Origin of the sequence: Sinorhizobium terangae (assembly GCF_029714365.1) — a bacterium.
Classification (GTDB): domain Bacteria; phylum Pseudomonadota; class Alphaproteobacteria; order Rhizobiales; family Rhizobiaceae; genus Sinorhizobium; species Sinorhizobium terangae.
On record NZ_CP121659.1, the window covers coordinates 3,764,235 to 3,778,546 of the forward strand.

Here is a 14,312-nt window from a genome sequence, read left to right on the forward strand (position 1 = left end):
AAAACCATCGTGACCCAGGCCCAAATCCAGGGTGTAGCGGCTGGAGGTGCCCTCAGGCGGCAGTTTCTGTGGGGTGCGCCGGCCGGAAGCTGGCGAAGAGGTGTTTGAGTGCGTCGCGTCCCTCGGCCGCCAGATCGAACCGGCGTCCAAACAGCAGCCATTCGGTGCACAGACCCATCATCGTCCAGCGCAAGGTGCGTGCGGCGGATGCCGGCGTCCAGGTGACTTGCAGTTGCCCTCGTTCAAGCGCACGCGCGAAGGCACGTTCGAGCACTGCGTCGTGTCGCTCGTCGATTTCCTTCTGCCGGTCGAGCACGGCGGACATTTCGCTGTCGTAGTCGCACCGGAGCATGATCGCAAGAATGCGCTGCCGCTGCTCGTCCTTGGCCAGCATGTCCAGCCAGTCGGCCGTGGCGCTTTCGACGATCGCGAGCGTGTCGGAGGCCTCGGCCTCGATCTCGCGCGCGATCATGTCTTCCTGGGGCAGCGGAACGGCATCGTAGAGCGCCAGGAAAAGATCGGTCTTGTTGGCGAAGTGCCAGTAGATGGCGCCGCGCGTGACCCCGGCCGCCTTGGCCACCTCCTCGAGCGTCGTATTGGAAACACCCTTGGCGTAAAACATCCGCTCGGCGGCGTTCAATATCCGGCTTCGTGTGGCCTCGGCCTCGGCCTTGGTTCTGCGCATGCGTACCTCCCAGATCACGTGATTTTGGGTCGGATCGACCCAAAGTCTTAAACGTGATCGATTCCAAGAAGTTAGAGCGGGATGCGGGCGGAAAACCGCACGCACTTTTCCTCATCCCGCTCTACAGCGCCGCGCGTCCAATCGGACGCGCAAAGATCGCTGCAGCACTTTCAATTGCCGCATGATTTTGCCCTTAAATCGCTTCCGATTTAAGGAATCATGCATTACAGCGCCGTGCGTCCTTTAGGACACACAAAGGACGCTGTAACTCTTTGATTCCACGCATCGTGCTTTCCGAAATCGGGTCCGATTTTCGGGCCGATGCGCTAGCGCGACGGCCCGCCGGTGAGGCGGGCCGCCGATGATTGATCACTCGGCAGCGTCGGCGATTTCGGGTGCGCTAGCGTCAGCCGGGGCCGTTTGCGGCCCGGTCGTTGACGCGCTCTTTCGCCCGAAGATCTTCATGATGAACACGAAGAAGATCGGGACGAAGAAGATCGCCAGCACCGTTGCCGAGATCATGCCGCCCATGACGCCGGTGCCGATGGCGCGTTGGCTGCCGGAGCTTGCACCCGTCGCGATCGCCAGCGGCAGAACGCCGAGGGTGAAGGCGAGCGAGGTCATGAGGATCGGCCGGAAGCGCAGATGCGCGGCTTCGAGCGTTGCGTCGATCAACGACTTGCCCTGGTCACGCAGTTCCTTGGCAAACTCGATGATCAGGATGGCGTTCTTCGCCGACAGCCCGATGATCGCGATCAGGCCGACCTTGAAGTACACATCGTTCGGCATGTCGCGCATCATGACGGCGAGCACTGCGCCGATGACGCCGAGCGGCACGACCATGATGACCGAGACAGGAATGGACCAGCTCTCATAGAGGGCGGCCAGGCACAGGAAGACGAGCAGGCAGGAGAGCGCAATCAAGAGCGGCGCCTGCGAGCCAGACTGGATTTCCTGCAGCGACTGACCGGTCCACTCGTAACCGAAGCCCGCCGGAAGCTGGGCCGCCAACCGTTCCATTTCGGCAATCGCGTCGCCGGAAGAATAACCGGGAGCGGCTTGGCCGCTGATGCGCACCGCCGGGTAGCCGTTGTAGCCGACCGTCTGCGTCGGCGCCTTGACCCACTCGACGCTTGCGAAAGCGGAGAGCGGAACCATGCCGCCGTTCGAGTTGCGAACATTGAGGTTCAGGAGGTCCGCGGTCTGCATGCGCTTCGTCTCGTCCGCCTGCACCGTCACGCGCTGCATACGGCCAGCATTCGGGAAGTCGTTGACATAGGACGAACCGAGATTGGTCGAGATGGTCGAGTTGATGTCGGCAAAGGTCACGCCGAAGGTGTTGGCCTTCTCGCGGTCGATATTGACGCTGACCTGTGCCGCATCGGGCATGCCCTCGAAGCGAACGCCGGCCAGCACCTTGCTCTGCGCGGCGAGACCGAGCAGTTGGTCGCGTGCTTGGGCAAGGGCCGCCTCGCCGAGACCGCCGCGATCCTGCAGGCGGAACGAGAAGCCGCCGGTGGTGCCGAGGCCCTGGATCGCCGGCGGCGACAGCGCGAAGCTGATCGCGTCCTTGATCTGGCTCATGGCCATCGTCGCGCGGCCGGCGATCGACTGCGCTGCATTGTTCGCGTCACGTTCACTCCAGTCCTTGAGCGTCACGAAGGCAAGGCCCGCATTCTGCCCGGTGCCGAAGAAGGAGAAGCCGTTGATCGCAACGATCGTGTCGACCGACGGCTCCTGGCCGAACATCTTCTCCGCCTGCTCGATCACCTCGGTCGTGCGGTTTCCGGTCGCTTCCGAAGGCAATTGCATCATGACGATGACAAAGCCCTGGTCCTCGTCCGGGAGGAAGGACGAGGGAAGCTGCAGGAAGGCCCAGCCGAGGCCCGCAAGCAGCGCGACATAGATGATCATGAAGCGGCCTGCGCGACGAACGAGGCCCCCGACGACGCGGCTATAGCCATGCGAAGTGCGGTCGAAGCTGCGGTTGAACCAACCGAAGAAGCCGCGCTTGGCGTGATGATGTCCCTTCGGAACCTGCTTCAGGAAGCTCGCGCAGAGCGCCGGCGTCAGCGACAGCGCGAGCAGCGCCGAGAACAGGATCGAGACGACCATGGTCAGGCTGAACTGGCGGTAGATCATGCCGACGGCGCCCGGGAAGAAGGCCATCGGGATGAACACGGAAGCCAGCACCAGCGTGATACCGATCACCGCGCCGGTGATCTGCTTCATTGCCTTGCGGGCCGCTTCCTTCGGTGTCAGCCCCTCTTCAGACATGATGCGCTCGACGTTCTCGACGACAATGATCGCGTCGTCGACGAGGATGCCGATCGCCAGCACCATGCCGAACATCGTGAGCACGTTGATCGAGAAGCCCATCGCCAGCATGACCGCGCAGGTGCCGAGAAGGGCGACTGGCACGACGATTGTCGGGATGATGGTGTAGCGGATGTTCTGCAAGAACAGGAACATCACCAGGAAGACGAGACCGACGGCCTCGACAAGGGTATGCAGCACCTTCTCGATCGATACCGCGACGAAGGGCGAGGTGTCGTAGGGAATGGAGTATTCCAGCCCCTCAGGGAAGAATTCTGCGAGTTCGTCCATGCGCGCCTTGATCGCAGCCGAAGTCGACATCGCGTTGCCGCTCGGCGAGAGCTGCACTGCGATGGCCGCCGAAGGCTTGCCGTTGAGGCGCGTCGAGAAAGAGTAGCTCTCACCACCGAACTCGACCCGGGCGACGTCGCGCAGCCGCACGGCGGAGCCGTCGGCATTGGCGCGAAGAACGATCGCGCCGAACTCTTCCGGGCTGGAGAGTTGGCCCTTGATCACAACGGGAGCGGCGACCTGCTGGGTGATCGGGTTCGGCTGGGCGCCGATCGAGCCCGAAGCGATCTGGGCGTTCTGCGCCTGGATCGCCGCCGTCACGTCGGCCGCCGTCAGATTGAGGCCGAGCATCTTGTCCGGATCGAGCCAGATGCGCATCGAGCGCTCGGTCGCAAACAGCTGCGCGCGGCCGACGCCGGGCACGCGCTGGATCTCGCTCAAGACGTTGCGGCTCAGATAGTCGCCGAGGCCCGTCGCATCCAACGAACCGTCGGTCGAGGTGAGCGAGATGATCAGCAGGAAGCCGGAGCCGGCCTCATCGACCTGCACGCCCTGCTGCCTGACCGAATCGGGCAGGCGCGGCTCGACGCGTTGGACGCGGTTCTGGATGTCCACCGAGGCCTGGCTGGGATCGGTGCCCGGTGCGAAGGTTGCGCTGATTTCGGCCGAGCCGGAAGAACTCGTGGTCGACTCGAAATAAAGCAGGCCTTCGACGCCGTTCAGCTCATCCTCGATCAGACGCGTGACGCTCTGATAGGTGTCCTGCGACGAGGCACCGGGGTAGCTCGTGTTGATCGAGATTTGCGGCGGCGCGACGCTCGGGTATTGCGAAACCGGCAGGAGCGGGATCGCAATGATGCCGGCGACCATGATGAAGATCGCCACCACCCAGGCAAAGATCGGCCTGTCGATAAAGAAACTGGGCATGTTCAAGCTCTCACTTCACTTCAGTGGCGGGCTTTTCGCCGTCGGCTGCCGAAGCGCTGGCCTGTTCGGCCGCGGGCTTTGCATTCGGGTCCCAGGCGGACGGCTGTACGGGCGCGCCGGGGCCGACCTTCTGGAAGCCCTCGACGATCACCTTTTCGCCGGCCTTGAGACCGGAGGTCACCTGCCAGCGGTCGCCGACGGTGCGTCCAAGCGTGACGTTGCGGAATTCGACCTTGTTGTCGGCATTCACGACGTAGACCTGGGACTGGCCGGCATTGTTGCGCTGGACAGCCTGCTGCGGAACGGTGATCGCATCTTTCTCCAGGCCCTGCTGGATCTGCACGCGCACATACATGCCCGGCAGCAGATCGTTGTTGGGATTGGGGAACTCGCCGCGCAACGTCACCTGACCGGTGGTCGCGTCCACGGCCGCTTCGGAGAAGAGCAGCTTGCCTTTCAGCGCATAGGGCGTTCCGTCGTCGAGGATGAGCTGCACTTCGGCTTCGTTGTCGGAGCTCATCATCTGGCCGTCCTTGAGCGCCTTGCGCAGGCGGATGAGGTCGGTCGCCGATTGGGTGAAGTCGGCATAGATCGGGTCGAGCTGCTGGATCGTCGCGAGGTTCTGCGTGTCGCTCGCACTGACCAAAGCGCCCTCGGTGATGAGCGCCCGGCCGATGCGGCCGCCGATCGGCGCCGTGACATTCGCGTATTGCAGGTTGAGCTTTGCGTCGGCGAGGCCCGCCTCGGCGATGCCGACATCGGCCTCCGCCTGGGCGACCGCCGCAATCGCGTCGTCGAACTGTTGAATTGCCGTGAACTGCGCGTCCTTCAGCCGCGACTGCCGATCGGCGGTCCGCTTGGCCTGGTCGAGCACCGCCTGCGCCCGCTTCAGCGTGGCCTCGGCGCTGTCGACCTTCACCTGGAAGGGGGCCGGGTCGATCCGATAGAGCACATCGCCTTCCTTGACGATGGTGCCTTGTTCGAACACGCGCTCGACCACGATGCCGGAAACTCGCGGCCGAACCTCGGCGATGCGCGTCGCGGTGATGCGGCCCGGCAGTTCATTGGTGATCGGCAAAGCTTCCGCGGCGGTCGTGTAAACGGCCACGGCCGAGGGTGGGAATGCCTGGGCTGCCTGTTGTTCTTCGTTCTTCTGGCAGCCGGCGAGAAAAATCACGGTTGCCAGGGTCGCGGCCAGTGTCGGTCGGTTCATGCGCATCGCAATGTCCATAATCAAAGGACCGCCCGCAGCCGTTGCACCTTGCAGTGTTGCGCGGTCCGATTGTGAGATGAAGCGGATCCGGTATCGGCGTGGGAACATACCGGAAATCTAATATACAGACACAAATGTATGTTAATTTTTTCCGCAGTGCAACACCATTTCCGAAGATCGGTAGGAGGGGAAAAAAGCGAGGAGTCGCAATGATTTGATCGCTGTGGCTGTCGGCGATCACACAGCCGTGATCCGCGTCGAAGCGGTGTTGAGGGTGGCAATCAGCCCCTCACCCCGCCGCAAGTCCCTCTCCCTGTACGTACGCGGGAGAGGGTTAAACCTCGGATTAAACCCGAGGAGAGGGGCAGTCACACTGGCATCGCCCTCACTGCCCGGAATTGATCACCCGGCCGTCCGCGTCGAAACGGTGTATGCCGCCGATGACCGGCGTCGCGTAGACGATATCGTCCTCGGCATAGCGATGTTCGCCGAACAGCCGCACGGTGATCGTGCCGACCTCTTCCGAATCGAGATAGACGATCGTGTCGGCGCCGAGATGTTCGACGTGGATGACCTTGCCCTTCCACTGGCCGCTCTCGCGGGAAAGGCCGATATGCTCAGGCCGGATTCCGATGGTCTTGGCTTGCGCATCGCCGAGCCGCTCGCCCTCGATGAAATTCATCTGCGGCGAACCGATGAAGCCGGCGACGAAGACGTTGGCCGGCCGATTGTAGAGCTCCATCGGCGAACCGACCTGCTCGACACGGCCGGCATTGAGCACGACGATCTTGTCGGCGAGCGTCATCGCCTCGACCTGGTCATGGGTGACGTAGATCATCGTTGCCTTGAGGCTGCGGTGCAGCCGGGCGATCTCCAGACGCGTGTTGACGCGCAGCGCCGCATCGAGGTTCGACAGCGGCTCGTCGAAGAGGAACAGTTTTGGCTCGCGAACAATCGCGCGGCCGATCGCCACGCGCTGCCGCTGCCCGCCGGAAAGTTCGGCCGGACGGCGCGCGAGATAAGGCTCGAGCGACAGCATGTCGGCCGCCTTGGCGACCTTCTCGTCGATCTCTTTCTTTGGCGCGCCCGCCTGTTTGAGGCCAAGCCCCATATTGTCCTTGACCGTCAGGTGCGGATAAAGCGCATAGGACTGGAACACCATGGCGATACCGCGCTTGGCCGGGGCGACGTGGCCGACTTCCGCGCCGTCGATCTGTACGCTGCCCGAGGTGGCGTCTTCGAGACCGGCAATCGTGCGCAACAGCGTCGATTTTCCGCAGCCCGACGGGCCGACGAAAATGACGAACTCGCCGTCCTTCACCTCGAGGTCGATACCTTTCAGCACTTCATGGCCGCCGAAGGCCTTGCGGATGGATTTGAGCTCAAGTGATCCCACGTGTTGCCCCTCTTGGTTAAAGCTTGATCGGCACGCCGGCGCGCACGCTTTCGTCCGCTGCCAGGCAGATCTTGAGCGACTGCACGGCGTCTTCCATGTGGCGGTCGAGATTGATGTTTTCGCGAATGGCCTTGAGCACGAAGGCCTGCTCGCGGTCGCAGAGTTCCTGGTGGCCCGGCTCTCCTTCCATCGTCAGGTCCTCGTCGGACCTGAGGAAGCTGCCGTCCGGGGCGGTCGCGGCGCTGTGGAGGCGAATGACGGCTGTCTTGGTGTGGACGTCGATATCATCGGATTTCGCGTTCTGGTCCATGACGATCGAAACCGAACCATTCGGCGAGATCACGTCCTTCACGAAGAAGGCGGTCTCCGAGATCATCGGTCCCCAGCCGGCCTCGTACCAGCCGACGGAACCGTCATCGAAGATCACCTGCAGATGCCCGTAGTTGTACATGTCAGCGGCGATCTCGTTCGAGAGCCTCAAGCCCATGCCGCGGACCTCGACCGGTTTTGCGTCGGTGATCTGGCACATGACGTCGACATAATGCACCCCGCAGTCGACGATCGGTGGCGTCGTCTGCATCAGCGATTTGTGCGTCGCCCAGGTCGGTCCGCTGGACTGCTGGTTCAGGTTCATGCGGAAGACATAAGGGCCGCCCAGTTTCCGCGCCTCGGCGATCAGCCGCATCCAGGAGGGATGGTGGCGCAGGATGTAGCCGATCACCAGCTTGCGGCCGTTGGCCCGGGCGCACGCGACGACCCGTTCGGCATCGGCGACGGTCGTTGCGAGCGGCTTTTCGACGAAGACATGGCAGCCTGCCTCCATAGCCGTGACGGCATAGTCCGCATGGCTGTCGGAATAGGTGTTGATCGAGCAGAGCTCCGGCTTGAACTCGGCGAGCGCCTCCGGGAAGGATGGCAGGATCTCGTAACCGGAAAGCGCGTCCGGCAGCGGCACCTTCGAGCGATTGACCAGACCGGCGATCTCGAATCCGGGGTTTTCATGGTAGGCGAGCGCGTGGCTGCGCCCCATATTGCCGAGGCCTGCGCACAGCACGCGAACCGGGTTGACGGGTGAGTTCACTTGACTGCTCCTGCCGTGATGCCGCGGATCAGCTGCCGCGAGAAGATGACGTAGAGGATGAGAACCGGGAAGATCGCCAGCGACAGCGCCGAGAGCACCGCATTCCAGTTGGTGACGAACTGCCCGATGAAGATTTGCGAGCCGAGTGTCACCGTCTTGGTCGTCTCCGCCGGCGCCAGGATGAGCGGGAACCAGAGGTCGTTCCAGATCGGGATCATGGTGAAGACGGCGACGGTCGCCATCGCCGGGCGCACCAGCGGCAGCACCAGCCGGAAGAAGATCGCATATTCCGAAAGCCCGTCGATGCGTCCGGCATTCTTCAGGTCATCCGATACGGTGCGCATGAATTCGGAAAGAATGAAGACGGCAAGCGGCAGCCCTTGCGCCGTATAGACCAGGATCAGTGCCGTCAGCGTGTTGACGAGGCCGGTTGCGACCATGCCCTGCAGGATGGCGACGGTGCCGAGGCGGATCGGGATCATGATGCCGAGCGCCAGATAGAGGCCCATCAGGGCATTGCCGCGGAAGCGGTATTCGGAGAGCGCGAAGGCGGCCATGGCGCCGAAGAGCAGCACGAGCGCGATCGAGACGACCGTGACGATGGTGCTGTTCTGGAAATAGCCGAGGAAGTCGCCCTGCTTTAGCACCGTCTGGTAACCGATGAGGCTGAAGCTTTCGGGCGTCGGCAGCGCTAAGGGCTCGCGGAAGATCGCGTTGCGGCTCTTGAACGAGTTGACGATCGTCAGGAACACCGGAAACAGCGCGACGAGCGTGTAGGCGATCAGCGCGATATGAGCGCCGGCGGTCCGGCCAAGGGAGGCGCGTGCTTTCGACATTTCGGATCCTCCCTTAGAACTGGTAGCGGCGCATGCGGCGCTGGATTGCGAAGAGGTAGAGCGAGACGCCGGCGAGGATGATCAGGAACATGATCGCCGCTATGGTCGCGCCCATCGACCGGTCGCCGAGCTGGAGCTGGAAACCGAAGAAGGTGCGGTAGAGCAGTGTGCCGAGAATGTCGGTCGACTTGTCCGGGCCGGCGAGCGCACCCTGAACGGTGTAGATCAGGTCGAAGGCGTTGAAGTTGCCGACGAAGGTGAGGATCGAGACGATGCCGATCGCTGGCAGGATCAAGGGCAGCTTGATCTTCCAGAACTGGCTCCAGCCGGTGACGCCGTCGCATTCCGCCGCTTCGATCACCTCGTCGGGAATGTTGAGCAGGGCGGCATAGATCAGCATCATCGGGATGCCGATATATTGCCAGACGGAGATCAGCGAGACCGCGATCAGCGCGGTATCCGGCTTGCCGAGCCAGGGCGCGAACAGCCATTTCAGACCGACGGTATCGAGCAGGAATGGTGCGACGCCCCAGATCGGCGACAGGATCAGCTTCCAGATGAAGCCGACGATGACGAAGGATAGGAGCGTCGGCAGGAAGATGGCGGTGCGATAGAAGGCGCTGAAGCGCAGCTTGGGCATCGACAGCATGGCGGCGAGCGCAATACCGATCGGGTTCTGCACCGCCATGTGGATCAGGAAGAAGATGAAGTTGTTCTTGAGCGCATTCCAGAAGTCCGCCGCCCAGCGCGGGTCGCCGAAGAGCACCTTGAAATTGCCTAAGCCCACGAAGGTGTACTGGCCTTCGACGGTGTTGAAGAAGGACTGCCTGAGCGTCTCGATCAGCGGCAGGATCATCACCGCGGTGTAGACGATCAGCGCCGGCAGCAGGAATACCAGGATGTGCCAGCGCCGGGGACGCTTGATCTCGCTGATGTCCATCTTTTTAGTGTCGCTTGCGTTCATCGGCCTCTGGCCCGCTCTAGAAATTGGCTGGCCGTTATCGGCACAGCTCCGGTTTCATCCGAAATGCAGCGCGCCCGCATGACGCGTCGAGACGTCCCAGTCCCTTGGTTCAGGTCCTCCTTCACGTTCGGCGATCTTGTCCGAACGTGGGATTTCCGGTCATGATCGGTTCGCCCTTGCGCCTCTCCACTGGAGCGTGGCGCGGGTGCCCGGCTACTGCATTTATCCTTAAATCCCAACCGATTTAAGGATAAAACATGCAGCAATTCAAAGTGCTACAGCGTCCCTTGCGCGTCTCCAAAGACGTGCGGCGCTGTAGGCCGAGTATGAGGGTGTGGTGCAGGCGAAGGCACCGCCTCGACCATGGAAAATGCCGGCTGAGCCGAGCTCCCAGGTCCCCTCACGTCCGGCTTCTCGCCGGATACCCAAACACAAATACGGCGTCGTTCACAGCGCACGACGGTAAATTCGTGCGAGAAGAAGGGGCGCGTGAGCCACGCGGGATCACGCGCCCATTTCATCGTTACTTGGCCGGCTTGAACCAGCTGTCGAGGCCGTCCTGAAGCTTCTTGGCAGCCGCCTCGGGCGTGTCGGTGCCATTGATGACGTTCGCCGACTCGACCCAGGTCTCGTTCTCGAGATTCGGCGTGCCGCGCGACAGGATCTTGTAGGTCGAGCGGATCGTCGGCTTGCACTTTTCACGCCAGGAGACGAACTCCTGGGCGAGCGGATCGGACATCTTCACCGGCGTGGAATTCAGGCTGAAGAAACCGGGGAGCGCGTTCGCATAGATTTCCGCAAACTCCGGCGAGGCGACCCAGCTCAAGAAGGTCTTGGCGGCCTCGGCATTCGGGCTTTTGGCGTTGAGGCCGATGCCGATATCGTTATGGTCGGAGATGTAGCAGGTGTCGCCGGCCTTCTTCACCGGCGGCGGGAAGGCGCCCATCTTGAACTGCGCTTGGGTATTGAAGCCGGAGATTTCCCAAGAACCGGCCGGATAGATCGCCGCGCGACCGAGCGTGAAGAGGTTCTGGCTGTCCGGATAGGTCTGGGCCTCGAAGCCGTCGCCGAGATAATCCTTCCACTTGGCGAGCACGCGGAAAGGCTCGACCCATGGTTCGTCGGTCAGCTTCTGCTCGCCCTTGATCAGCGCCAGGCGGCCTTCCTCGCCCTTCCAGTAGGTTGGGCCGATGTTCTGGTAGCCCATCGTCGCGGCTTCCCAGAGATCCTTGGTGCCCATCGCCATCGGGATGTAGTTGCCGTCCGCCTTGATCTTGTCGAGAACGGCGAAGAACTCTTCCTCGGTCGTCGGAACGGAGAGGCCGAGCTGTTCGAAGGCGTCCTTGTTGTAGATGAAGCCGTGGATGACCGAAGCCATCGGCACGCAGAAGGTTGTCTTGCCGTCATCAGTTGTCCAGGCGGCTTTGGCGACATCGGAGAAGTTTTCCATGCCGGGCAGGTCGGTGAGGTCGGCGAGGTGCTTCCGGTTGTAGACTTCGAGCGAAGGGTCGAAGGGTCGGCAGGTGATAAGGTCGCCCGCGGATCCGGCGTCGAGCTTGGCGTTGAGGGCGGCGTTGTATTCGGTCGGCGCGGACGGCGAGAAGATGACCTTGATGCCTGGATTCTTCGCCTCGAAGGCGGGGATCAGCTTTTCCTGCCAGATGGCCAGGTCGTCATTACGCCAGCTCTCGATGGTGAGCGTGGTGTCTGCGTGCGCAAGCCCGGCCGAGCCGAGGATGCTCGACGCGAGCAGCAAGCCTTTCATTGTTGTGCGGGTCATGCATGTTCTCCCTTTTATAGGCGCGCCACGGCGCGGTTTGGATCCCAGTTTTATCAGCGCGAGACGGTTTCGATCGCCCGGCGCAAATTCTGATCGGCGTCTTTGAGTGCCGTTTCGGCGGCAGCAACATTGTCGGCCCCTGACGCGAGCAGGATCGCTACCTTGACGGAGCCAGAGGCCGCCTTGATCAGCCGGCCGGCCTCGGCAGCACTGACGCCGGTGATGTCGCAGACGATGCGCATTGCGCGCCCTTGCAGCTTGATGTTGTCGGCGCGCAGGTTGACCATGTGGCCGTCGAGCACGTGGCCGAGATGGATGCCGACCAGCGTCGAAAACATGTTGAAGGCAATTTTCTGCGCCGTGCCGGCGCCCATCCGGGTCGAGCCGGATACGACTTCCGGCGGCGTCTGCAGCAGAATGGAGACGTCGGCGTCCTTGAAAAGCGGCGCGCCGGCATTGTTGGCAATCGCGATGACTTTTGCGCCGCGCTTCTTTGCCTCGTCAGCGGCGGCGAGCGCATAGGGCGTCGAGCCGCTGGCGGAGACGGAGACGAGGCAGTCGCCGGCCGCGATCCCGGCGTTGCGCACATCCTCGCGAGCGAGATCCATGTCGTCTTCGTAACCACCGGCGAGATCGGTAAGGCTTGCCGCGCCTCCTGCGAGAAGAATGACGATCTGCGCCTGCGGAATGCCGTAGGTGCCGGGCAGTTCGAGTGCGTCGGCCATCGCCATGAGGCCGGAGCTTCCCGCCCCCGCATAGGCAAGCCGTCCGCCGGCAGAGAGGACTTGCGCCGCAAGCGCTGCCGCTGCCGAGATCTGCTCGATCGCCGCATCGACCGATTTCGCCGCGGCCTGCTGGCCGGCGGCGAGCAGTCGAAGCGCGAGCGCGGGATGCATCACATCCAGGCCCTTGGCTTTGTCGTGGCGCTCTTCGGTCCTCGCTGACGGCATTGGCTGTGTCTCCTCTCCCGTGAATTAATGCCAAAAAAATACCAATTGTCTAGGAGAATTTTAAGTTTTGTGGTTTTGGGCGGTAGATGCTGAAAATAGCCGCGAAAAAACAATGAGTTATTTCAAATGTTAGACGCTTGAGGAAATCTCGCTTGGTTATTGGTCTTTTTTTGGTATCTTATCTGACGGAGGTGCCCATGACGTCTTATCTGATCGGTATCGATGGTGGCGGAACGAGTTGCCGGGCGGCCGTGGCCGCGCCGGACGGGCGGATTCTCGGCCGCGGAAAGGCTGGCGCCGCAAATATCCTTACCGATCCGGAGACGGCACTCGCGAATATAGCAGAAGCCTCGCGGGCCGCGTTTGAAGAGGCCGGCCTCGATCCGTCTGGGATCACCGCGGCCAGCGCGATCTTGGGTGTTGCGGGCCACAACGTCGGCGATGCCGTGCATTACGTGAAGCGGCGCCTTCCCTTTGCGGCGGCAGAGATCGAGTCCGATGGACTGATCGCGCTTCAGGGCGCGCTCGGCGAAAAGGACGGCGCGGTCGCCATTCTTGGTACGGGTACCATCTATATCGCGCGCCACGGCGAGGCCGTGAGCTATATCGGCGGCTGGGGCTTCACGATCGGCGACCACGGCAGCGGTGCGCGCATCGGCCATGCGCTGCTGCAGGAAAGCCTGCTTGCCTTCGATGGCATCCACGAGGGCTCGCCGGTAACCGACTCCGTCATGGCAGAATTCAACAACGATCCGAGGGATGTCGTCGACTTCGCACGGCTGGCCAGGCCCGGCGAATTCGGACGCTACGCCCCGCGCGTCTTCGAACATGCCGCACGCGGCGATGCCGTGGCGCTGCGCCTGCTGAAGGCAGCTGCGACCACTGTCGACGAGGCGCTCGACGTGGTGGTGTCGAGAGGAAGCGAGCGGCTCTGCCTGCTCGGCGGTCTGGCGCCGCTTTATCGGCCGTGGCTCGCCGAACGCCACCAGAAGCATTTTGTCGAAGCCGAGGCCGACGCCTTAACCGGAGCGGTGGCGCTCGCTGCCCAACGCTTCGGCTCCAGGCCGGAGGTTGGTGCATGACCCAGCAGCTTGCCGCCATCCTGCCGCTGGAAAGCCTGCAGTCGGGCGGGGCTGGCCCGCTCTATCTGAAGCTCCGGCAGTCGCTCGAGGAGGCGATCCTCTCGGGCAAGCTCAACCATGGAGATGCGCTGCCGCCAGAGAGGGATCTCGCGGATTATGCCAATATCAGCCGGGTGACTGTGCGCAAAGCGGTCGATGACCTCGTGCGCGATGGGCTGCTCGTGCGCCGGCATGGCTCCGGTACCTTCGTCGTCAGGCCCGTCTCGCGCGTCGAGCAGTCGCTGTCGAGGCTGACGTCCTTTACCGAGGACATGGCCCGGCGGGGCCTGAATGCACGGGCGGAGTGGCTGGAGCGGGGACTGTTCCACCCGTCGCCCGACGAAATGATGACGCTTGGTCTTCCGGCCGATGCCCTGGTCGCGCGTCTCGGCCGCCTGCGCATCGCCGACGGCATGCCGCTGGCGATCGAGCGCGCCAGCATCTCGACCGAATTCCTGCCTGATCCGCTGGCCGTGACCTCGTCGCTCTATGCCGCCCTCGACAAGACCCGCTCCCGACCCGTCCGGGCGGTGCAGCGTATTTCCGCCTGCAATATCAAGGATCCCGACGCGTCGATGCTCGGCGTTCCGGTCGGCGCCGCCGGCCTTTCGATCGAACGTGTCTCCTATCTTGCGTCCGGACGCGTCGTTGAATTCACCCGCTCGCTCTATCGGGGCGATGCCTATGACTTTGTCGCGGAACTGACGCTTTCGGAGTCCTGATCCGCCCGTGCCAGGAAATGGCCAACAAAA

General features: G+C 62.7%; 11 protein-coding genes. 2 read left to right on the forward strand and 9 right to left on the reverse strand.

The window, feature by feature from the left end:
- Window positions 1-52 precede the first annotated feature (52 nt).
- From QA637_RS17660 to QA637_RS17700, 9 genes are all read right to left on the reverse strand, one after another.
- Window positions 53-685, reverse strand: a complete 633-nt coding sequence (locus tag QA637_RS17660; RefSeq protein ID WP_153441171.1) for a TetR family transcriptional regulator — start codon at window positions 683-685, stop codon at window positions 53-55.
- Between the two features lie 369 nt (window positions 686-1,054).
- Window positions 1,055-4,219 (reverse strand): efflux RND transporter permease subunit, encoded by a 3,165-nt coding sequence (locus QA637_RS17665; protein ID WP_283062545.1) that lies wholly within the window; start codon window positions 4,217-4,219, stop codon window positions 1,055-1,057.
- A 10-nt stretch (window positions 4,220-4,229) separates the two neighbouring features.
- Complete coding sequence (locus QA637_RS17670) at window positions 4,230-5,438, reverse strand: efflux RND transporter periplasmic adaptor subunit (protein WP_283062546.1); 1,209 nt, start codon at window positions 5,436-5,438, stop codon at window positions 4,230-4,232.
- Between the two features lie 379 nt (window positions 5,439-5,817).
- Window positions 5,818-6,828 (reverse strand): ABC transporter ATP-binding protein, encoded by a 1,011-nt coding sequence (locus QA637_RS17675; RefSeq protein WP_283062548.1) that lies wholly within the window; start codon window positions 6,826-6,828, stop codon window positions 5,818-5,820.
- Between the two features lie 16 nt (window positions 6,829-6,844).
- The gene (locus QA637_RS17680; protein WP_283062550.1) at window positions 6,845-7,909 is read right to left on the reverse strand and encodes a Gfo/Idh/MocA family protein; all 1,065 of its coding nucleotides are present in this window, start codon (window positions 7,907-7,909) and stop codon (window positions 6,845-6,847) included.
- Window positions 7,906-8,745, reverse strand: coding sequence for a carbohydrate ABC transporter permease (locus QA637_RS17685; RefSeq protein ID WP_283062552.1), 840 nt, complete (start codon window positions 8,743-8,745; stop codon window positions 7,906-7,908). Before QA637_RS17685 ends, QA637_RS17680 begins: the two co-directional genes overlap by 4 nt.
- Before the next feature lie 13 nt (window positions 8,746-8,758).
- Entirely contained in the window at window positions 8,759-9,709 is a 951-nt protein-coding gene (locus QA637_RS17690; RefSeq protein ID WP_283062554.1) for a carbohydrate ABC transporter permease, read from the reverse strand.
- Between the two features lie 523 nt (window positions 9,710-10,232).
- Complete coding sequence (locus QA637_RS17695; protein ID WP_283062556.1) at window positions 10,233-11,489, reverse strand: ABC transporter substrate-binding protein; 1,257 nt, start codon at window positions 11,487-11,489, stop codon at window positions 10,233-10,235.
- Between the two features lie 53 nt (window positions 11,490-11,542).
- Entirely contained in the window at window positions 11,543-12,439 is an 897-nt protein-coding gene (locus QA637_RS17700) for an N-acetylmuramic acid 6-phosphate etherase (RefSeq protein ID WP_283062558.1), read from the reverse strand.
- 197 nt (window positions 12,440-12,636) lie between these two features.
- Between QA637_RS17700 and QA637_RS17705 the strand changes: the two genes are divergently transcribed.
- Together QA637_RS17705 and QA637_RS17710 are read left to right on the forward strand one after the other, a co-directional pair.
- Window positions 12,637-13,521: a glucosamine kinase nucleotide-binding domain-containing protein gene (locus tag QA637_RS17705; protein ID WP_283062559.1), complete on the forward strand. Its 885-nt coding sequence runs from the start codon at window positions 12,637-12,639 to the stop codon at window positions 13,519-13,521.
- On the forward strand, window positions 13,518-14,282 hold the full coding sequence (locus QA637_RS17710; protein WP_153441180.1) for a GntR family transcriptional regulator: 765 nt from the start codon (window positions 13,518-13,520) through the stop codon (window positions 14,280-14,282). The genes QA637_RS17705 and QA637_RS17710 overlap by 4 nt, the downstream gene beginning before the upstream one ends.
- Window positions 14,283-14,312: the final 30 nt, after the last annotated feature.